This is a genomic window from Nitrosopumilus ureiphilus, from assembly GCF_013407185.1.
Classification (GTDB): domain Archaea; phylum Thermoproteota; class Nitrososphaeria; order Nitrososphaerales; family Nitrosopumilaceae; genus Nitrosopumilus; species Nitrosopumilus ureiphilus.
In genome coordinates, this window is the sequence record NZ_CP026995.1 from 1139387 (window position 1) to 1160394 (window position 21008).

The following is a 21008-nucleotide window of genomic DNA, read 5'->3' on the forward strand; positions in this document are numbered from 1 at the left end:
TCCAGTATGCATTGTGATGATAAAAGAACCTTGTATGTTTTAAAAAAAGAAATAGAAAAAAAGTGGAACGAGTTGAAAGATTCGGAATTTAAGGATGAAACACTACTAAAGAATCTCAATGAGGCATTCTTAGACTATTTTGAATATAAAAATCAAGGATAAGATTATCAGAATGACTTAAGTAATATTTTGAGTTATAATTGACATGAATTTTGAAAATCTCTTAAAGAGAATAATGGATTCAGATATCAACATCAGACACAGTATAGTTACTGATACGGAAGGAAACATACTTGCTACGAGCCATAGAGACGGGATTACAAATTTTCTATCTCAAGAGGAAACTGAAGCATCATTGAAAAGAGCAGCAGCGGCATGGAAGGGTAGGAAAGCATTGAGTCCAAAAATTGGAAAGGGACAGTATGCAGTAGCAGCATTTGAAAAGATTACTAGAATGACTTTTCCACTAGGGGAAGAGAATTTGATTTTTGTCAGCATGGGCTCTGATTCAGTAAGAACAGATGTTCATGAAGGAGGACAAAAACAAATTGTTGAGCATGTCTTAAACATACTAAGCCGTGATCCTACAAAAGCATAGTCTAAAGGATTCCTAAAAATTGTCAATGATAGAGCATACTAAAGAATGCAAATACAGAAATGATCATGACATGCCACACACAAATTGCTATTGCCAATGCCACAAAATCATAATGGCAGAATCAGGAAAGATGGATTCAAGAATTTTTTGATTCTTCTTGAGGCTCAAAATTATCTATAATTTCAGTGACAGTTGAAATGATTGTTTCTTTGATTTGTATCTTAGTCATACCAGAAGTACTCATGAGTTTCATTTGATCAAGTAGAGCAAAATGAACCCTACCCTGTAGATAGTCCACAATTCCAAAATTTTGTTTTGGAAACTCTGTAACAAATAGATCATGATCAGACAAATCATCAGTTTTTTTACTCATGATGTAATTATAGAAAAACTAGTTATAAAATTTCCAAATACTCATTAGACTCTATTAAAAAGGAATTTCATGACAGAATTTGTACACAAACCATATGACAGAATATATGTTCGAGACATGATCAAGTTAAATCTAGACGACCTAATTGGAATGATGTCATCTTTAGAGGCAGCAAATGCGTATTGGGTTGATGGAGTTTTATTTGCAAGTTTTGCCATGACAGAGTCTGAAGAATTAGCTAAAAAAGAAATGCAAAATGAGATGTTTCTAGACAAGATAATTTTTGCAGTTTATGAAACTTATACAAAAACTGTAAAATCATCAACTAATTTAGAAATTGGAGTTTTAAACATGCAAAAAAGTAAACTGTATAAAGATTTGATAGTATGGTTAAAGACACAATCAATCTGGAATGAATAAATCTCAAATTTTGCAAATTAAAAAATAGCGTCGGTACAAATAGAAGTAAAAATACAAGGAACTATGTCGTTATTTTGTAAAACATGCAATAATCGAAGACTTCCAAAATGGATGAAAGATGAGAATGCAACACTTTGGCTTTGTGAAACTTGTGGTAATTTTGTCGATGGTGAAAATACGTTTATTCGTGAATGGCATTAAATAGCATCCTTACATTATTCATTTAGATTGACAATCCAGGTGTTCTTTGACTCCATCACCAGAAGAATTGTTTGTAATTCTCCCATGTCTTGCAAATCGAGATAATCCACCAAAAGAACACGAAGAGACATTATAACTGGAATACACATCACCAGAGAAGCAAGGTAGAGACAATATTTTCTGTGATAAAAAGAATGCATGGAGTGTACGTGATGTCCAGATAATTCTAACACAGAACTGAGAGAAAGTACATGTAATGATTGCACATAATTGCTATAGGATTACTAGGAATAACTTGATAATATTAGGATGATGTCTACACGGTCTCTTGAATAAGATAGTGATTAAATAAGGAACAAAAAATCCAGTAATTCCACTGTCAGTTGAACGTCCTCCTGAAAATATTAGAGGAAAGAATATTTGTCCAATACACAACAGGCCAAAAAAATTACACATAATTGCAGAGATTCAAATTTGTTCTAAGAAATTAAAAGATTTGGAAAAACAAGAAGATAATCAAGTTGTAAATATTTTCAATTTAATTTTCATTAAAAAAATCTTTGACAGAGGACGTATCAGATTTTATATCAACTTTTGTAAGATATTTGTTTTTGATTAATCCAATGAATGTAAGGTCACGTTTGAATAACAAATCTGCAAGCCAACTTGTTGCAACCTGAAATTTTTTTTCAAGTAATGGCAATCTAGACAAATAATATGTTCTCCAAATCAACCATGCAATAGAGCCAGTTATAGGAAAACCAAACACCACGGCTATGGCTACTTTTCTGCCCAAGGTAGTCATCATGCCTTTACTCTTAAAAGAAAATTCTCGAAGTTTGGTTTTACCAGTAATTATTGAATGTAAATTATTTGCAACTGTGATACTTTGATGAATGGAATTTTGAGCAGTTGCAGGGTATTCTTTTCCAGTTTCAGGATTTATAATGAATGCACAGTCTCCTAGTGCAAAAACATCTTGATGTTCAAGAACCCGTAAATATTTATCGACTTTGAGTTTCCCAGATTTATGATGATTGCATTCTAATTCTGAAATGACAGGATCAATATCTATCCCTGCAGCCCAAATGAGAGTCATGCCAGGAATTGTTTTACCATTATCTAATTGTACAAAATCTTCACCTGCATTAACTGCCTTTGTATTTGTAATCACATTTACTCCTGTATTTTTCAGATATTTAGTAGCCATTCTACCAAGTTTAGTGCCAAGTTCAGACAAAATGAAGTCTTTTGAAGCAACTAAATTCATACAAATATTTTCATCACCAATACTAGGATAGAAATTTTTAGTAGAATCCCTGACAAGTTGGTTAATTTCACCCATTGTTTCCACACCTGCAAATCCGCCACCAACCACGGTGAATGTCATTAGCTCTTTTTTGAAATCCATATCAGAAGTCTGAGCAGCACTTTCAAGCATATGGATTACATGAGAATTAATTGAAATTGCATCCTCTACTGTTTTGATTGCAAATGCGTACTTTTCAATATTTTCGTTATCAAAAAAGTTTGTACTACTACCAAGAGTTACAATCAAATAATCATAATCAAGTGCATGTACTTTGCCATCAAATTCTCTGGTAATTGTAACTAATTTTTGTTTTACATCAATATAAGATATTGATGCATGATAGAATTCTGCTTGCTTACATAATTTACGAATAGGGATAGTAATATCGTTTGGATGAATTAATCCAGAAGTAACCTGGGGCAACATCGGAGTATAAAGGAAATAATTATCTTGACTTACCAAATTGATATGAATATTGGGATTGTTTTTGAATTTATTTTGAATTAATTTAAGAACATTAACTCCTCCAAATCCTCCACCCAGTATGAGAATTTTCTTGATTTCAGACATGACATATTTAAAATCAGAAATAAAATTATTTCTCAGCACATTTGAATAGGACAGAGGCCAATAATGCTGCGCGTTCGACAATACTGTCATGAAGAATGTATTCTTTTGTTGAGCGATAATGATGGCCAATTGGTCCGAATCCATCTAATGCGGGAAGTTTGATTGGGACATTACTAATATCTGAAGAGATTAGTTGAGAGTGTTTTTTAATTTTTATCTCGTGTTTTTTAGCAAGATCTTCTACTAATTCATAAAATTTTGTATCTGATGGCTCTTCTAACACCGGAGGCCTAGTTTGAATTTTATTAATTGAAACATCTAATTTTGGAGAACCGGCTTCCCTTTTTTTCATGATTGTTTGGATTTTTGAATCAAGTGATTCTCCAAATTTAGTTGTTTTGTAACTGCATATCAGGGTTAATGTGGCAAAATTTGGAGTCTGCCCATGAGAGCCTTTTGAAATAATAGATGTAGTTCTTAATCGATAGTCTTTTTCATCTTTTGAAAGCTTTTCAATTGCAGATAGCTTTTTTGCTAAAACTGGTATTATCCCATGAATATCAGAACCGGATTGTTCAGCAGTACTAGTAAATCTAATCTGATAATCGCTTCTCCCATAGCAAGTTGTAATTATTCCACCATCTTTACTTGCAGATTTTAATCCAAGAATATATCGTGACTTTTTAGAGTATTCCTTAACAAATCTCTTGCTATATCGTCCTCCCAAACTATCATCAGTTGTAAGTAATATCGCACATCTTATTTTTTTGAGTTTTTTTGCAAATCTTAATGCATGTAGTGCACCTAACATTACTGCCAATCCACCTTTACTTTCAGCAGTGCCCGAACCAAGAATTTTGTCATTTTCTTCATAGAAGCTGATTAAATCATCGGGTCCATAATGAGTATCAAGATGAGAGACTAACAGAACATCGTTTTCGGATTCAGAGTGATTTTTGAAATAATAGAAATTTCCAACATCATGTTGTCTGTGAATATGCTCACTAAATCCAAGATGTTTTAATCGCTTGGAGATTGTTGTTCCTAATTGATTGACATTTTCAATGTTGTAAACATGTGTATTTAGATTCACAAAACCCCTCAATGTTTCTTTGAGACTCTGTAGATGGCCTCTCAGATAGGTTCTAGCAACAACACGTAATGGTTGAGTTAGATCAACACCAGCATCTTGTTGTTGTATTGAAGAACCGAAATATCGAATTACAGCAACATCTAAAATTTTGTTGATTAACGAATCATAAGTGTATCCAGCAGTTTGTGCAGCATAATAAAAAGAGCCGCCAGTTCCAAGACTAGCCATGGAATTTAATTCAAGAATATAAAGATTCTCATCCTTATCCATTCTAAAATCAACTCTACTGTAATCATTGAGTCCCAAACAACTAAATGCCTTTCTGCACATTTGTTTCATCTCTTCTGCTTTTTCTTTTGATAATTTTGCAGGACATGTTTTTTCAACACCACCCATTTTCTTTTTATCAGAAATAGTTTGTATTTGATCTGGATTATCAAGATTAATTTCAACTATTGGAAGAACATCTATGTCAGGGCTATTGCCCAGCAGTCCTACTGCAAATTCTCGGCCAGAAATGAATTGTTCTACCAGTATATCTTGCTCAAATTTCTCAATCTGGACTTTTACTGCAGCACGAAGATCATTCCAATTATCCACCACTTCCATTCCCATTGAGGTGGACTCTAGTTTTGGTTTGACAATTACAGGGAAAACTAAATCATCATAAGTATCCTCAGGAGTCCGAAACACCCAAAACCCAGGGGTTGGAATGTTATTTTTTTGCAAAACAATCTTTGTCATCACTTTGTCTTGAACAATTGCATGTCCTGCTGGACCTGAACCAATGTAAGGGATGCCAAGCATTTCCATCATTGCAGGAACGTGTGTGTATCTGTTATGACCTTGTATACCATATGCCATGTTGAAAACCATTCCGGGATTTTCACCTGCAACTACCTTTGGCATGAATTCTTTTAGTTCATCGGCAAGATGGATGTCGCCTTCAACAACTTTAACTGTATGTCCACCTTTTTCTAATGCTCTTGCAACTCTTTCTACAGCCTTTGAACTGTAATGTTCTTTTGTACTCGTTCCAAAAACATTGATGACATCATTAGGATCAATGATATTTTCATTATAGATTAAAGCAACTTTCAAAAGAATTCAACCTAGTTGAAATTATCACATAGTTAAACTTATGTCAAATTAATAATAGTGATAAAAATTATTGTTTGTCTATTCTAGGATTTCAAAGGAATTTTTATAGCAATTTGGATTGGCTTTAAGCTGAGATTCCACTATTGTTTTTGAGAAATTGTGAACAGTTATCATATGCTTTGGAATATCATCGCATTTTTTCTTGCAGGTTCTACACAGGTATTTCATGTTCTCTTTCTAGTCTTTTTGACACTATAGAAGCGTTTGTTTTGCGATCTTGACAGATATGGTCAATTAAGACTATTCAGATAGTATTTTTTAATTCTTTCATTGAGGGGCTCGATATAGTCATCACATGACTTGATGAATTCCTGACGAGTATTTTTTTCACTGCTAACTAAAATCACTACTTGATTGATTTTCCGACTAGTTGCTTCTTGAAACATTTGAGCATAACATGTAGTTTGCAGATAATACTCATACATGTATTCGTCCATCTGAGGTTTTCTTTTTGTCTTGTAATCAATAATGGATAATTCTCCATCATACTCTGCAATCAAATCACTGGTACCTGCAACCTTTAGGTTATCAGAGTACATTCTTTGTTCAATAGAGGTAACGTCTGAAATATTTTCTAAATATGGTTTTAAATTATTAAAATGGGCAATAGGAAGCAAGTCAAACTCGTCTAAAGATAAACTGTTACTCAGATAATTCTCAATAATCTTGTGTGACTGAGTTCCAATTTCTTGGGCTTGTGCAGTAATGTATTCATGTGCAGGTTCATTTTCTCTCCAAGATTCCAAACTATTTTGTTTGTCATCAGAAGATGTAGCGGACAAAATGGTGTTTATTGATGGATAGATTTTATCAAATTTTGTTTTATACCAATGACCATCTTCACGATCTAATAATTCAGGTTCTCTGATCTTTAACATTTGCAAAAAATTAGACATAAAAAAATTTAGAATTTGGCATTTATTGAATATTTGGAAATTATAAATTCTCGGGATTTTTAGGAATTAGTCTTTGAAATTTGTCAAACTCTGTTTTAGTTTTTATGAATTGATCAGTTACAATTTTTCTCAATGAAAAAAGATTTTCCAATTTATCATTTATAATAAAAATAGATTCATCGAAGATCACAGTTTCGATAAACTCTTCATTGGGGTATACGGTATATTCAAAGAAATCAAAATTTGTTTGAATCTTTAATTTGAATCCCATTAAAAGACCCAAATCATCATGTTTGTTTAGAAAACCAATCAGACTTGCCTTTAGAGTGTCATTTTTAGATATTGTTTGAAAACGTGAGTCATTATTCGGATCACTATCAATTATGCATGCAGCTGGTTTGTCTTTAACATGTAAAACAGTAGATTTGTGCGATGGGACGTATTGCTCTGTATCAGGCATTTTGTCTAATGGCATATTTCAAAGAAAAGCAATTTCATTAATAATTTTTTAACTTTTTTTAGAGTTATTAAGAGATAATTTATCATCATACACAAGGTTGAATTCATGGAAGGGAAACTATCAAAAGAACTAAAAGATTTAGAGAAAAAATTTAGCAGTCAAAGAAAAGAAAAATCAGAGCAAATTATCAAAGAGAAACTTGATAAGAAAAAATTAGATTATGACACAGTAGCATTGATTCTTGAAATTTTTGAGAAATCAAAATTCAAGTGGCATAAAGAACATTTTGATGTTTTTGACTCAAAGTCTAACAATTTCAGAGGCAAAGAACTTCCAAATAACAACAGAGAGAGTGTGATGTTGGGGCTTAGACTAGGAACAATTAGAAGTAAAATAATTTACAATCTAAGAGACAGACAAATCATGGAGGAAGAGCGACAATCCATAGATGATTTAGTTTGGAATTTTGTTTGGTATCAATGGAAAGAAGCAAGAATGCTCTATGATTATTCAACAAATGGGGAAAAATAGGACGAAATTTCATTGTTTTATTCTGAATTCAGAACAATAAAAATACATGATTTGAGAAGTTATAGTAATGAGTAATCTGGATGACTCGATTGGAAAAATATTGTTAGAACTTCAAAGGGATGATCCAGACACATTCGAGAAACTTATGAAACGGGCCCAAGAAGAAAACCCCGAGTTATTTGAAGGAGATATCGATGATGAAAACAGAGAGATTGAAAAGTATAATTGCAAAATAGATGAATATAATAAAAAGATCGATGAAAACTAGTGATTGTGTCAATTTTTCAACACACATAAGGCTCTAATTCCCAGTTATACCAAATGGGATTTCTCAAGAAATTAAGCAAATTTTGTATCCTCAAAAAGGTTAGAGACAGAGCTGACGAACCTGAAGAAAAATAAAAAGTTCATCAACAACTTAATGAATTAATGCAATATCAGAAATTGATTATTAATAATACATTTTGCATTTAGTGAAAAACCCATCTATATTTTTGAAGATATACATATTTTTAGAGTCGCCACAATAAGCTCATGAGGCCATAAAAAACTACAACTGAAACTGCAATAACTATCACACCAATGGATGATTTTTTCATTTTTTAACATCTAACTTTGAAATGAATGGTGACAGCCAATTATGCATGATTTTTCGATTCAAATCAACAAATGTATTTGCATTATCATTCCATGTTTTCACATTTTTTGTATCAGATTCTATTGTTGCAATTGCAATCTTGATACAAGCCATCCTATATTTTATAATCTCTTCACCAGTATTGTCAATTATTTTCTGGATTACTTTGGGCAAAGCAAAATTAAATCCAGATTTACCTAAAAGTTCTTTTTGTAATTCGACATTTGCATTAATGATGTTTTTCCATGATTTGTAACACTCATTTTGTAAATCAAACAGTGTTTGCTGAAAATGAGGTACCGAATGCTCTATTTCTGAAAAATACCTTTGATTGACTTTATCAAATATTGCAAAATCATCATTTGGTGGTTTTTCAGCATTTTCAGTCATTATAAGATTTCTTGTTTTGAGGAATTTAAATAGTGGGTATAAAATCAGTTGATTCCAATATCATTTTATTGTTTTTTTGCCTCACCGACAATATCACCTACAATTTCTTCTAACAAATCTTCAACAGTAATTATTCCAACTAATTTATCATCATTATCTAAAACAATTGCCATATGCATATCTTTTTTCTTAAGTTCAATGAGAAGATCACTAATTCGATCATTGGAATAGATGAAGAATGGTTTTCGGGCCAGGGTGTTTATTTTGGTAGCAGAAAATTTGTTTTCAGGCAGTCGTGATATGTCCCATATGTGCAATATTCCAACAATATTGTCGGATATTTTTTCAAAAACTGGAATTCGGGAAAATCCTTTATCATCAATTTTTGAAATGACTTTGGATAATGTTAGGTTTCCCTCCAATGAAAAAATATTTTCTTTGGGAGTCATTACATCTTTAATTGGTTTATCATCAAACTCTAATGCATTACGTACAAGATCACGTTCTTCTTTTTCAATTGCTTTATCTGTATAACCCAAATCGATGACTTCTTTGATCTCCTCTTCCGTAATGGGTTTTGGTCTTGGAGAGTAACCTCCAAAAAGTTTCAAGATTGTTGCAGCAATGTATTCTAATAATTTAACAAAAGGATACATCACATAAGTGAAAATCAGTAGTACTCTACTAAATTTCAGAGATGCTTTTTCTGGATTTACGTTACAAAATGTTTTAGGCAATATTTCACCAAAAATCAAAATCACAAATGTCATTATTCCAATTATTATTCCCACGCCTTGACTTCCAAGCAATTTTATCGCAACATCAGCTGCAAGAACAGAAGATGCCACATTAACCAAAGTATTTCCCAAATTGACACTGGAGGTCATCATTGCAGGATTCATTTTTAATTTGTAGAGTGGTGAAGAACCAGGAACACGTTTTCTATACAAGTGAATAACTCTAGAACGTCTAACCCCAACTATTGCAATTTCAAGTCCACTAAAAAGAGCATAAAAGCACACCAACATCGCTATTACAACAATCTCAATTTCAATAAAGTCCATACAAACAACACTATTTTTTAGAAAATTAAAGGGTATTTAGAATATCATTCTTGAAAATAAACAATAGATATCATTCAGAGTTGGATTTTTCTTTTTGTAGATTATTGTACAACTAAAACAGGAATTTTAGATCTTTGAACAACACCATTTACAACACTACCCAAAATCAATTTATCAATGCCTGTTCTCCCATGAGATCCTATTACAATCATATCCACCTTACTGGATTTTGAAAATGATAGTATTTGCTCCACTATTGAATCACTAACAAATATTTTTGTGATTGTTTTGATATTCTTCTTTTTTGAAATTTGTTCCAATTTTGAAGTTTCACGGAGTATTTTTTCTTTGTATTTTTTTACATCTTGATTATATGTTGGAGTAAATTCTTTTCCATACCAACTTCCATTGATCTTTTCAACACATGTAACTAGAATTAGTTTTGAATGATATTTTTGAGCCAGGCTTAACGCCATATCAAATGCATGTTTTGAATGGATAGAACCATCAAATGGGATAGCAATTGTTTTGATTTTATTGGCCTTCATGATAATGAATAAATTTTCACACATATAGGATTTTTTAATGCATGATTACAATAACAGATTTTCACATTAAATAGAGATAAACTCAAACTAGTTTTTTTTATGATTAGTTTTTGCTTCATCATGCAAGTCTTTTACCATAGAAATCAACAATTCTACTTCATTTTTCTCCAAATTTTCAATATCGTTAATTTTTTTAATAATCAATGATTTTGTAGAAGATTCTACTGATTCATGTTTTTTTAATCTAGAACCAATAAGTAATGCACCTAATGCGGAGATAAAAGTACCAATAATAGATATGCCTACAAACATCAAAACAATTCCCATTAATCGTCCAAGTTCTGTAACTGGAACAACATCTCCGTATCCTACTGTTGTGACTGTTGCAGAAGCCCACCAAAAAGCATCAATAAGATTTGTAATTTGTGCATCTTCATGAGGGGATTCGATTAAATAAATTCCAATTCCACTTGTGCCAATCACCAATACTGAAATCACGAGGAGAGAAATTAAAAGTTTCAACAAAAATTATTCAAGTATTGACTACTAAAAACCAAAATAAGATTTTCAAGTTCGAGAACATGGACCTATTTTTATTACATAAGACTTGAACGGTTAAGCATTGGTAATCGAGTCTTTCAAATACCCCATTCCTCAAATTACGTATCTAGTCAAGAAAAAACTTTGGGCTCAAGTTCTTTTTGCTTTATTCTTAGGATTGATAGTAGGAGTTATTTTAGGACCAGAAATAGGATTTGTTGAAAAGGATACTGCAGAAGTAATTACAGATTGGTTATCAATTCCAGCCAATCTGTTTCTAAAGATCATTCAGATGATAATCATACCGTTGATTTTTGCATCAATCATTCGAGGAATAACGTCCTCTGGCAGTATGGAGCAATTACAAAAATTAGGATTAGGTGTATCAGTATATTTTGTTGCAACAACCATTATTGCATTAACAATAGGAATTCTAATTGTATCAGCAATTGAACCAGGAAATTTTATTGATAGTTCTTTGATTAGAGAAAGTTTTGGAATTGAAGATGCAGAGCCAGTTGAAAAAGCAGAATTCAGCATACAAGATATTCCACAAAGCATTGTAGGGCTAATTCCAAGCAACCCATTAGCATCTTTTATGTCCGGAGAGATGTTAAGCATAATTATTTTTGCCTTAATTGTTGGGGTTTCGATGATTTCATTACCTAAACAGAGCTCACAGCCAATTCTTGACTTGTTAGAATCTATACAAAAAATTACCATGAAAGTTGTTTCATGGGCCATGCGTCTTGCACCATTTGCTGCATTTGGATTAATTGCAGGAATTACATCCAAGGTAGGTCTTTCTGCACTTACAGTTCTTGGAGCATATATGATAACAGTGGTGATTGGTCTTTTTGTAATGATATTGGTGTACATGTTAATCATCAAATTTTTTGCAAAGAGACCAATATCCTCCACATTTGCAATGATGAAAGACGCTCAACTTTTAGCATTCTCAACTTCTAGTTCTGCAGCAGTAATGCCATTGTCAATTAAAACAGCAGAAGAGAGAATGAAAGTAAAGCCCAAGGTTTCTCAGTTTATCATTCCGTTGGGGGCCACAATCAACATGGATGGTACAGCTCTCTATCAAATTATAGCAGTATTTTTCTTGGCACAATTATTCAGTATTGATTTAGGATTTACAACTATACTTTTAATCACACTAACTGCTCTTGCTGCATCAATTGGTGCACCTTCAGCTCCTGGAACAGGCATTGTGATACTTTCAACAATTTTGATAACAGCTGGAATTCCACCTGTTGCAGTGGTGCTTTTACTTGGTGTTGATAGGGTTTTAGATATGACAAGAACGATGGTCAATGTCACAGGGGATCTTACAGCATGTTTGGTTTTTGATAAGAGGATAAAGGCAGATGACATTCCAGAAGATTAATGAAAAATATTATTTTCAACTAGGGTTTTTTTGGCTCTACTAGTAAATTCAGTATGTCATGATTTGAAATTATGCCGATTATTTTTTTTCTGTCTTCAGGATCAACTACGGGTATCATGTCAAACGGATAAGAGTTCATCTTTTGAATTACTGAATATAGATATTCACTAGGTAAGACAGTGAGGACTTTTTCATACATTATATCTTCAATGGTTGTGATATCACGAGTTTTTTTGTGAGATTTATCGATTTCGCGTTTTGAGACAATTCCAACTAGAACATCTTTTTCATCAAAAACTAAAAAGGGTCTTTTGTCTAGTTCATTATTTTCAAGAAAGTCCTTAATTGTAACATTCTTTGTTGTTTTAAGAAATGCTGTATTGATTACCGTCATAGCAGTCATGTCTGATACTACTCTTCTAAAATAGCCAGGAACTAAGCCCATTTCTATCGTTCCTACTTTGAAATGGATGATTTTCTTTAGTTTGCGCTGAAGCTCAACACTAGAAATAATCATAGTCATAAGAGTTCCAAGAACCAAAAGTGAAAACAGGCTATTGTTCAAAATATTCACTTGCAACAATGACAACATCAATGCCAAGTCCACGGCACCTTTAGACATAACACCGTATGCAACAGTCGTTGCGGGTCTCATCTGAGCAATACGTACTGCAATGTAAGAACTGAGAAATTTCACACCTATCATTATTACAAGAAAACCAACTATTACCCACAATTCTAAATCAAGAAATGCAGTGCTAAAATGAAGTCCTATTCCTGCAAAGAAGATCGGGATAAAGATTCCATATCCCACAGCATGAACATTTTTTGAAATCTCGTTAAATTCCTCTTTACTCATCCTTGAAACTGCAATTCCTAAAAGAAGCGCACCGATTGCACCATGAACCCCACTAATCTCAGCAAAATATGCAACAAGTAATATCACTGCAATTACGATTCCAAAATAAATTTGGGTAACTTGAAGATGTTTTTTTATAAAACGGAAAAATCTGGGTAAAATAAATACTGAGACAAGTCCTGCTACTACAAAGAAAATAATCATTTTTGCAAATAACCAAATAAATTCTGAAAACACAGGAGTCTCACTAGTATTGATTTGAATCATTATACTTGTAACAATAATTGCAATGAATTCCACAATCGCAGCTACTGTGAAAATTTCAAGACCAATTGTGGATTTTAATTTTCCAAGATCACTTAGAACTTTAGCAGTAACACCCAAACTAGATGCCGCAATAACACTAGCAATCGCAAATGATTTAATAAAATCCATATCTAAGGCCAATCCAAAAAAGCCAGCAACTATGAAAGGAATCAAAAATGCAACTACAGAACCTGCAAAGATTCTACCTCTCATTACGCGGAATAATCCAGGTAAATCAATTTCTTCAAGACCTATCAAAAAAAATAGGAAAAATACACCAATTGAGACAAAAAGTTCTATTTCATCAATTGGCTGAACAAGTGCAAAAAGGGCCGGACCGACTATTATTCCTCCAAGAACATTTCCTAAAATTGTAGGTTGGTTAATCCTATGCAGAATTTCACCAAATAATTTAGCAGATAGGAGTAAAATTCCAATATACAAAATAGATTCAAAAGCCAATTCTCAAACAAATCTCCTGATTAATTTCAGAAATTAATAGAAATTTCCCATACAAGTAGTTATTGACGGAGACATTCCAAGACAACAAGACATACTAAAAAAGAGTTGGTTTAATGAGACAAAAATCTAATTTTAGAAGTTTAAGAGTTTTTTATCATGAGCACCTTTTAGGATTAGAATTAATTCTTCAACAGTGCAAGATCTAAATGATTCAGGAAAATCACCAAGAGTTAATTTTTCAATTTTCTTTGCTTTTCTTTTTACTACAAATTTTACTGATCCAAGAATTGTTCATGATACATGACATTAATAAAATCAATTATTTCTCTAGTTGATTCCTCATTCATTATCGATTGTTCCACCTTGACCATATAGTACATGCATGGTATAGGTATCTACAACATCAGGATGATTTCGTAATCTTTTGACAATCTGTTCAACCCCATTAGGATCAGAGGTAGAAATTTTAATGAAAATATCATATTTCCCCCATACGCCATTAATTTCAATTATTTCAGACAATTCTTTCAATTCAGAAATTAGCGTAGTTTCACTACCAGTATTACAATTTATCAGAATGTATGCTTGCATACAGTAAATCATGTTTAAAGTAAATAAAGATAATGAAAAGCGGTTCTGCTAACTTGTCGAGACCTGAAAAGCATATTTAAAATCACGAATTTTTCAAAAATTAGAAAAGAAAACCCAGTTTAGAATAATTTAATTTTGATTTTTTCTCCAACTGCAATTATTCTATCAGAAGGAACAATTTCTGATTTAAACCCAGATTTTATCTCAAGTGATTCAAGTTTGTTTGTGTCAGTATTTAGATTTATTTTGATTACCCTGCCTATGTTTTTTCCATCAACATCTGCAACTTTATCTCCAGGTTTTATTGGAATAGAGTTTAAACTTAGTCCGGTTTCATTGAATTCCTCAAAATAGTCTTGTGACAAAAAGTATTCTTTTGATAGTCTTTTTTTTACCAAAATTCCAGATATTGAAAATTTCTGCGGATCAATTAGAACGGATTTAATTTTTCCACAATCCTGCCCTTTGCTATCAAAAACAGTTTTTCCAATAAATTGTCGAAGATTCCAATATTTTGAAAATGGTGTATTTTGCACAGTCATTTTAAATCTCAAGAAATTTCTCCCGCACATTTTGCAGAGCAACAAACTCGATACATATCATGAAATTAACTAGAAAATTTTGCTAATCAAAACTGAAATCAATGATAATTGACACAAGACATACTCTGATGTTCATTTTCTAATTTTAGAATAAATCAAAATACCCTGGGCGACCACACCACCAATTACAATACCCAATCCAATTAACCATTCTTGGGAAAACCAGTCATAATTAGTCAAAATTAAAATACCTACTAAAATTGCAATAAGAATTACTAACGTAGAAATAATTAGATTTTTAGCCATGGTTAGATTCTCTCTAAGATTTTTTTCTTTTTCTTGGTAAATTCATCATTAGTAATTATTCCAAGCTCTTTGAGTTTAGCCAATCTTTCTAAAATCTCAAGACTAGGAGTACCATATTGTGTGCCAAGTTTTATTCTACCAATAATTGTCTCAAAAAAATTAAAAAATGCATTACTAATTTTCTTGTAAAATTCAGGACTATTTTTTTTAAATTCTGCACCATGCTCTGAAGTTTTTTCTCGGATTTTTTGAGAACCACTTTTCAGTGAATCCCAATAAGGTTTTGATTTTAGAAAATCAGTACCGGTAGAACTTACCTCTGCTATCTTTTCTAATGATTCTTTTCCAAAGTTTTTTGTATGTTCTAGAGTCTGAGAATAGTTTTTTGCTAGCGTGTCAATGATTTTTTCTTGTTTTTTCTTAATTGCTTTGTTGTCGCTTTCAGATTTCTTATTTTCAGTCACCATAAATTCTCAATATCTACAACATTAATGTAAATCGATTATTTTAACATCTTGATTCTTAGGAGATACTAATTTTTCTAAAAAACCAAGGCAATTATTCAGGCTCAGGATTTTCATCTTCTTTCATCAAACTTTCCATAATATGACCATGAGATAATTTTTGGAATACAAACACCGAGTCAGCTATCAAAATTATTGCAATGGTTAGACCCACGCCAGATATTATGAATGGTAAAAATGGCAAGATCATGATATCTCCCAAATAAGGTTGAATTACCGCAATAATTATCAAAACAAAACCTGTAAAGAAAATATTTCGGAGTAACCTATGAAGGGGTTTTTCTTCTAGTTGCTGTGTATCAGCTGGAATTAGTTTTGTAGATAATATGTCGGAGATATTTGTGACTAAATTTTCTATTTTACCAAGCATTGCAATTACAGGATATACAATTAGTAATATGCTGATTATAGTCAAAAGGATTTCAGGTTCGATTGGAAGTGGAATTCCAATTGTTGAAATTATAATTACTATATCATCATTAAAGTAATCTATTAGAGCAAGAATTGCAATCACGATCATTAGATTGACAAAGAATTTTGGTCCATGTGTTTTTAGAATCTTATTAAATTGATTGTTATCATCAGGAGTATTCATCAGATTGTTAAAGAATTTGCCAACGATGTAAATTGGATTTAGAATATTTATTGGTATATGACTTGTTTTATCTGCAAGTGTTGGCAATATTTTTAGCAATAAAGGCATACAAAACATCGTAGCCAATGTAACAAGCATTGTAACAGGATACAGTGAATCTCTAACAGAGCCGCTATCTACTGCCTGTTTTGCCATTATAAACGAGAATTCACCTCTAGGAACCATGACAGAGCCAATTGTAGAAGAACTGATCATTCCATGACCTCCTATTGATGCACCAAAGAAATTTCCAATGAATTTTCCAATAACAGCCAAAATTATTATCGGAATTGAAATCAAAGCAACATCAGGAATTGTCATGATGTTTACCAACATTCCAATAGATACAAAAAATATTACACCAAAAAAGTCTCTTAGAGGAAGAACTTTTTTTGTAATACTTTCAGAATGTTTTGATGATGCAATTATCATTCCCATGATAAATGCACCAATTGCAGAACTTTGACCAAGAAAATGTGCCAAAACTGCCAATCCAAATCCCAAAGCAAGTGCTGTGATAAAAGGGCCTTCAGGAATATCCAATCTATGTATTTTCTCTAATAGTTTAGGAATTAATTTAATTCCAAGAGCTAATGCGATGACAAAAAATGTCAAACTTTGTAAAATCAAAATTCCAACTCCTGTAAAATCTAATTGTGCACCATCAGATGCATTACCCAAAATCACTAAGAGTAATACTGCTGCAAGATCTTCAACGATTAAAATTGTGATTATAGTATCAAATTCTTTTGTTTTGACTAGTTTGAGATCTCGCATTATTCGTAGAGAAATTGCTGTGCTGCTAATTGACAATATTCCTGCAAGATATAGCGCCTCTAAATGGGACCATCCAAATGAAAAGGCTCCAATGTATGCCAGAAAAAACATTATTGATAGTTCAGTCATACCCACTGTGATTGCTTTCATGCCAGCCTTGCGTAATTTTTGTAGACTGAATTCTAATCCAACAACAAAAAGAAGGATGATTATTCCTAATTCTGCTAAAAGGTTGATTAGTTCTACATCATCTACAATTCCAAGCCCATAGGGTCCTGCAATCATTCCAATTAAAATAAATCCAATAATTGTTGGAAACTTTATCTTTTTCATTATTCCTGCACCAATCATTCCTCCACCTAGCAGTAATGCTAAAAGCGCAAGAAATTGTGTAACTTCTACTTCCAAGAATCTGCCCCATCAAATTTTTTAAAAAAAAGATTTAATGTATTTTCAAACTGATTGTTCAATTTTTGTAGATGTGTAGGGACTACTGACAATGTTTCTTTATCAAACCAAGGATCTGTTAGATACAAATTCCTATTCATTTCGACTTGAATCCAAGGAACAGGATTGTTTCCATATGTCTTTGTAATATGGCCACCATGGAATGGATCATTTAATGAGATGTCATTTCTTTCAATTCCATATGATTCTGAGATGCTTAAAGCCAACAATTCCATCATTTCCTGAGATGCAGCCTGTCCATCATTATTTGACAAACAAAATTTTGGCCTTTTATTGTTCTTAGCATCAGGGGAGATTCCTGGTGCAACTGATGCCATTGAATGGCAATCCAAACACAATCGTAATTCTAATTCTTTAAGACTTTTTTGAATTGAATTATGGTAAGGTAAATAATACAATTCAAGTAGCAATGTTCTCAGAGAATCATCGGGTTCTTTCCTTTCATGATAAATTGGTTTTTTGTAACATGTTGTACTTTTAATCACACCGTCAGGATTTGCAGGAGGTAAATCGTCTTGTGAGCGATTAAGATCAACGAATGCTCTTGCAATATTTGATTTAATAACACGTTGAACTTTATCTCCCAAGTCATACATTTCAATTACAAAAGGATCAGAATCATCAAAAAGATCTTTATTTGTAATACATAGATGTCCATCAAGTTCTACAGGTTTCTTTCTTCCACCATGTGGAATTGATAATAAAACAGGTAATTTTTCTAATTTAATCCCTCTGCTATCCCATCACGTCTAACTTCAGCAACACCCTGAAATCCATCTTGTGTTTGAAGTTTCATTGTAGCATGAATTGCTCCATGATAAAATGAATATCGTTCTTTAATAGAAATGTCATATCCCATTTCTTTGAGATGGTCAATAATTTCAGTTCTAAATCCTCCATCCTCTATACTGACATTGCCTCCAATTGAACAATGAAAACGGGGTCTCTCAATTGCCTGATCCATAGATAAATTACCATCAATTATTCTCGATAGAAACTGTGTAATGGTTGAAAATATCCTCTGACTTCCAGGACTTCCTACTACCATCCAAAGTTTCGAATTATTAAAAATCAAAGCAGGAGATACCGAAGTCCAAGGTATTGCATTTGGTCGAATATAGTAGGGATGATTTGGAGTAGTAAACTCAAATGCAGACATGTAGTTGTTGTAAAGAAATCCTAATCCATCAGCAGCTGCTTTTGATCCATACGCCAGTTCTACAGACTGGGTAATTCCTACAGCATTACATTCATCATCCATAGTTGAAAGATGTGTAGTATCCTCCCCTCCAAAATCAGGATCAATCATCGGCAATGTTGCATCCATGGAATTATGAATAGAATCAGCCATCTGTTTTGCAAAAGTTCTCTGTAGATGTAATTTATCTTGAATTTGATCATATGTATGACGATCAAATGGTCGTTGTACTCTATGCAAGAATGCTTTTCTAAATGTCTCAGCAACAAAATGGTATGAGCTAGGTTTTGAGCTACGTAGAAACTTGGATGGGAGATGATTTAACATCATTAGTGTGAGAAGTAATGTTCTTCCAGCTGCTGGCGGAGGTAAAGTTGATACTGTTACATGGCGGTATTTCCTACTAATTGGTTTTCGAATTAGTGGTTCTGGGATGAATGCTAAATCTTCTTCACGAATCAAACCATGATTATTTTTCATGTCTTGGGCAATTTTTTTAGCAATATTCCCTTGATAGAACACACGGTATCCATATTCAGAAATGGCAGTAAGGGTTTTAGCCAGATCTTCTTGAACAAATCTATCTCCCACATCATACGGAACAAGACCATCTTTTAGGAAATATTTTGCACCAGATTTTGATTTTATTGAAAGAAAATTTTCTAATTCTTTTTCCTGTAAGGAATGCTGAAGTTGAGTAATTTTGTATCCTTTTTTTGCAATATGAATTGAGGGTGCAACAATCTTTTGCCATTCTAATCTACCAAATCGTTCATGTAAAAATCCAATTAATGCCAGAGTACTAGGCACAGTTGTTGCCTTGTATCCAAGTCGACGATTTTTCTTTTTACTATAGACTGATGAATGTGCCAATGAAGGAGAACGGCTAGACCCATCTATAGCATATGATTTTCCATTTAGATAAATGATGCCCATGGATTGTCCACCGATTCCAGAAGATTGAGGCTCACATACGCCTAGTGCGATGGCTGTAGCACATGCAGCATCAATAGCATTACCTCCTTTTTTGAGCATTTCAACTCCTGCTTTTGTTGCATCTGGAAATGCAGATGAAACCATCCCTTTTTTTGCAATAGATGATTTTTTGTTTTGAGTTGGTCTGAACGAATTTTCGATTTGCTTGAGGTTCAATTTGATATTTCTTCCTTTGATAAGATGTAAAAGAAATTATTTGAAAATGGCTGAAAACGTATTACTTTCCACAGTACTTTGGTTAAGATTTGAACTGATTTGTGTTCATTGTTTTTAGATTGCAAACGAAAAATATTAAAAAGAATATTATCATCAGATACATTTTCAAGACACATAATTCTAATTTTCAACAATTATTTCAATTCAAACTAGTACAAATACTGATCTTGATTGATAGAGAAAAAGATAAAACAGGTATTTTTGCCTAAAAATATTTCACTGTTCTACTATAAGATACAGTAGATTTATGGAAATTTAGAATGGTACAAACTAAAGCAGAAAGAAGTGCTGCTGCAGTAAAAGCAGCAAGAACTAGAAAAAGAAATGCAAAGCTAAAAGCAGAAGGTGCAGCAAAAACAGCTTCCAAAAGAAAGCGAACAGTAGCAACCAAGAAAAGATCTACAACTGCAGTAAAAAAGCGTAGTGTTTCAAAACGTAGTGCTCCAAAGAGAAAAACTGCAGTAAAACGCAGAGCCGCTCCAAAAAGGAAAACTACAGTAAAATCCAAAGGAAGAAAACGATAATTAGACATCAAGCCCTTTCTAGATTTTTTAGTAAAAAAACTAGAAAAGGACTTTAACATTGAGTCTTTTTCCTATTTTTCCTTTTTTAATTAGAATTTTAGTAAAAATAGTTGATGATTGAAAATAATACGATAGTCGTTACTCTTTGGAATTCATTGAGTATTTGCAGGCTTTTTCTGTGACCATGCCTGCTCATTTATTGTATGACATTTACAGTCAGCAGATTTTCCTTTACAGTTTTTTTGATGTAGTGGTTTATCACATTTGTTACAATCAGGATCTCTCCAGCTTGCTTGATTTCCACAATTTGCACACCTCATTTTTTATATCTAGTCAGACTTTTGGTTTAACTTTCTAATAAATAAATCTCTAAATGACTAAAATCAACATGAAATCAATTGATTTTTTTAAT

25 protein-coding genes are annotated in these 21008 nt (G+C 32.5%); 7 read left to right on the forward strand and 18 right to left on the reverse strand.

The window, feature by feature from the left end; translation table 11 throughout:
- Positions 1-6: 6 nt before the first annotated feature.
- Together C5F50_RS06865 and C5F50_RS06870 are read left to right on the forward strand one after the other, a co-directional pair.
- On the forward strand, positions 7-162 hold the full coding sequence (locus C5F50_RS06865; protein ID WP_179370654.1) for a hypothetical protein: 156 nt from the start codon (positions 7-9) through the stop codon (positions 160-162).
- Between the two features lie 43 nt (positions 163-205).
- Positions 206-598 carry a hypothetical protein gene (locus tag C5F50_RS06870; protein WP_246281978.1) on the forward strand — a complete coding sequence of 131 codons (393 nt, stop codon included), beginning with the start codon at positions 206-208 and terminating at the stop codon, positions 596-598.
- A gap of 136 nt (positions 599-734) precedes the next feature.
- On the opposite strand, the gene C5F50_RS06875 is transcribed toward C5F50_RS06870, so the two are convergent.
- A complete protein-coding gene (locus C5F50_RS06875) occupies positions 735-971 on the reverse strand; it encodes a hypothetical protein (RefSeq protein WP_179370655.1) in 237 nt (78 codons plus the stop codon).
- Between the two features lie 69 nt (positions 972-1040).
- On the opposite strand from C5F50_RS06875, the gene C5F50_RS06880 reads away from it, so the two are divergent.
- Positions 1041-1391, forward strand: a complete 351-nt coding sequence (locus C5F50_RS06880; RefSeq protein ID WP_179370656.1) for a hypothetical protein — start codon at positions 1041-1043, stop codon at positions 1389-1391.
- 739 nt (positions 1392-2130) lie between these two features.
- Here C5F50_RS06880 and C5F50_RS06885 read toward each other — a convergent pair.
- From C5F50_RS06885 to C5F50_RS06900, 4 genes are all read right to left on the reverse strand, one after another.
- Positions 2131-3474 (reverse strand): NAD(P)/FAD-dependent oxidoreductase, encoded by a 1344-nt coding sequence (locus C5F50_RS06885; RefSeq protein WP_179370657.1) that lies wholly within the window; start codon positions 3472-3474, stop codon positions 2131-2133.
- Between the two features lie 25 nt (positions 3475-3499).
- A complete protein-coding gene (locus C5F50_RS06890) occupies positions 3500-5668 on the reverse strand; it encodes a M20/M25/M40 family metallo-hydrolase (RefSeq protein ID WP_179370658.1) in 2169 nt (722 codons plus the stop codon).
- A 290-nt stretch (positions 5669-5958) separates the two neighbouring features.
- Positions 5959-6606: a PD-(D/E)XK nuclease family protein gene (locus tag C5F50_RS06895; RefSeq protein ID WP_246281979.1), complete on the reverse strand. Its 648-nt coding sequence runs from the start codon at positions 6604-6606 to the stop codon at positions 5959-5961.
- 58 nt (positions 6607-6664) lie between these two features.
- Positions 6665-7099 carry a hypothetical protein gene (locus tag C5F50_RS06900; protein ID WP_179370660.1) on the reverse strand — a complete coding sequence of 145 codons (435 nt, stop codon included), beginning with the start codon at positions 7097-7099 and terminating at the stop codon, positions 6665-6667.
- A 90-nt stretch (positions 7100-7189) separates the two neighbouring features.
- Here C5F50_RS06900 and C5F50_RS06905 point away from each other — a divergent pair, with 90 nt between their 5' ends.
- Positions 7190-7615, forward strand: a complete 426-nt coding sequence (locus C5F50_RS06905) for a hypothetical protein (protein ID WP_179370661.1) — start codon at positions 7190-7192, stop codon at positions 7613-7615.
- A 67-nt stretch (positions 7616-7682) separates the two neighbouring features.
- Entirely contained in the window at positions 7683-7883 is a 201-nt protein-coding gene (locus tag C5F50_RS06910) for a hypothetical protein (protein WP_179370662.1), read from the forward strand.
- A 327-nt stretch (positions 7884-8210) separates the two neighbouring features.
- Here the strand turns inward: C5F50_RS06910 and C5F50_RS06915 are convergent, their stop codons facing one another.
- The 4 genes from C5F50_RS06915 to C5F50_RS06930 all read right to left on the reverse strand — a co-directional run bounded on the left by C5F50_RS06915 (position 8211) and on the right by C5F50_RS06930 (position 10779).
- Positions 8211-8642, reverse strand: coding sequence for a hypothetical protein (locus C5F50_RS06915; protein ID WP_179370663.1), 432 nt, complete (start codon positions 8640-8642; stop codon positions 8211-8213).
- A 65-nt stretch (positions 8643-8707) separates the two neighbouring features.
- Positions 8708-9706, reverse strand: a complete 999-nt coding sequence (locus tag C5F50_RS06920; RefSeq protein ID WP_179370664.1) for a hemolysin family protein — start codon at positions 9704-9706, stop codon at positions 8708-8710.
- A gap of 101 nt (positions 9707-9807) precedes the next feature.
- A complete protein-coding gene (locus C5F50_RS06925) occupies positions 9808-10254 on the reverse strand; it encodes a universal stress protein (protein ID WP_179370665.1) in 447 nt (148 codons plus the stop codon).
- An 87-nt stretch (positions 10255-10341) separates the two neighbouring features.
- The gene (locus C5F50_RS06930; protein WP_342448750.1) at positions 10342-10779 is read right to left on the reverse strand and encodes a potassium channel family protein; all 438 of its coding nucleotides are present in this window, start codon (positions 10777-10779) and stop codon (positions 10342-10344) included.
- A 97-nt stretch (positions 10780-10876) separates the two neighbouring features.
- Between C5F50_RS06930 and C5F50_RS06935 the strand changes: the two genes are divergently transcribed.
- Positions 10877-12193: a dicarboxylate/amino acid:cation symporter gene (locus C5F50_RS06935; RefSeq protein ID WP_179370667.1), complete on the forward strand. Its 1317-nt coding sequence runs from the start codon at positions 10877-10879 to the stop codon at positions 12191-12193.
- A gap of 19 nt (positions 12194-12212) precedes the next feature.
- Here the strand turns inward: C5F50_RS06935 and C5F50_RS06940 are convergent, their stop codons facing one another.
- From C5F50_RS06940 to ggt, 8 genes are all read right to left on the reverse strand, one after another.
- Positions 12213-13820 carry a cation:proton antiporter domain-containing protein gene (locus C5F50_RS06940; RefSeq protein WP_179370668.1) on the reverse strand — a complete coding sequence of 536 codons (1608 nt, stop codon included), beginning with the start codon at positions 13818-13820 and terminating at the stop codon, positions 12213-12215.
- Positions 13821-14159: 339 nt separating this feature from the next.
- Positions 14160-14411 (reverse strand): Lrp/AsnC ligand binding domain-containing protein, encoded by a 252-nt coding sequence (locus tag C5F50_RS06945; protein WP_179370669.1) that lies wholly within the window; start codon positions 14409-14411, stop codon positions 14160-14162.
- Positions 14412-14530: 119 nt separating this feature from the next.
- Positions 14531-14953: a PRC-barrel domain-containing protein gene (locus C5F50_RS06950; RefSeq protein WP_179370670.1), complete on the reverse strand. Its 423-nt coding sequence runs from the start codon at positions 14951-14953 to the stop codon at positions 14531-14533.
- Positions 14954-15085: 132 nt separating this feature from the next.
- Complete coding sequence (locus tag C5F50_RS06955; RefSeq protein WP_179370671.1) at positions 15086-15259, reverse strand: hypothetical protein; 174 nt, start codon at positions 15257-15259, stop codon at positions 15086-15088.
- A gap of 2 nt (positions 15260-15261) precedes the next feature.
- The gene (locus C5F50_RS06960) at positions 15262-15726 is read right to left on the reverse strand and encodes an SHOCT domain-containing protein (RefSeq protein ID WP_179370672.1); all 465 of its coding nucleotides are present in this window, start codon (positions 15724-15726) and stop codon (positions 15262-15264) included.
- Positions 15727-15817: 91 nt separating this feature from the next.
- Complete coding sequence (locus C5F50_RS06965) at positions 15818-17602, reverse strand: cation:proton antiporter (protein ID WP_179370673.1); 1785 nt, start codon at positions 17600-17602, stop codon at positions 15818-15820.
- Positions 17593-18390, reverse strand: coding sequence for an N-formylglutamate amidohydrolase (locus tag C5F50_RS06970; protein ID WP_179372945.1), 798 nt, complete (start codon positions 18388-18390; stop codon positions 17593-17595). The genes C5F50_RS06965 and C5F50_RS06970 overlap by 10 nt, the downstream gene beginning before the upstream one ends.
- Positions 18381-20012, reverse strand: a complete 1632-nt coding sequence (gene ggt, locus C5F50_RS06975; protein WP_179370674.1) for a gamma-glutamyltransferase — start codon at positions 20010-20012, stop codon at positions 18381-18383. The genes C5F50_RS06970 and ggt overlap by 10 nt, the downstream gene beginning before the upstream one ends.
- Before the next feature lie 320 nt (positions 20013-20332).
- Here ggt and C5F50_RS06980 point away from each other — a divergent pair, with 320 nt between their 5' ends.
- Entirely contained in the window at positions 20333-20596 is a 264-nt protein-coding gene (locus tag C5F50_RS06980; protein WP_179370675.1) for a histone, read from the forward strand.
- Positions 20597-20748: 152 nt separating this feature from the next.
- Here C5F50_RS06980 and C5F50_RS06985 read toward each other — a convergent pair whose 3' ends face one another.
- A complete protein-coding gene (locus tag C5F50_RS06985; protein WP_179370676.1) occupies positions 20749-20916 on the reverse strand; it encodes a hypothetical protein in 168 nt (55 codons plus the stop codon).
- Between the last annotated feature and the right edge of the window lie 92 nt (positions 20917-21008).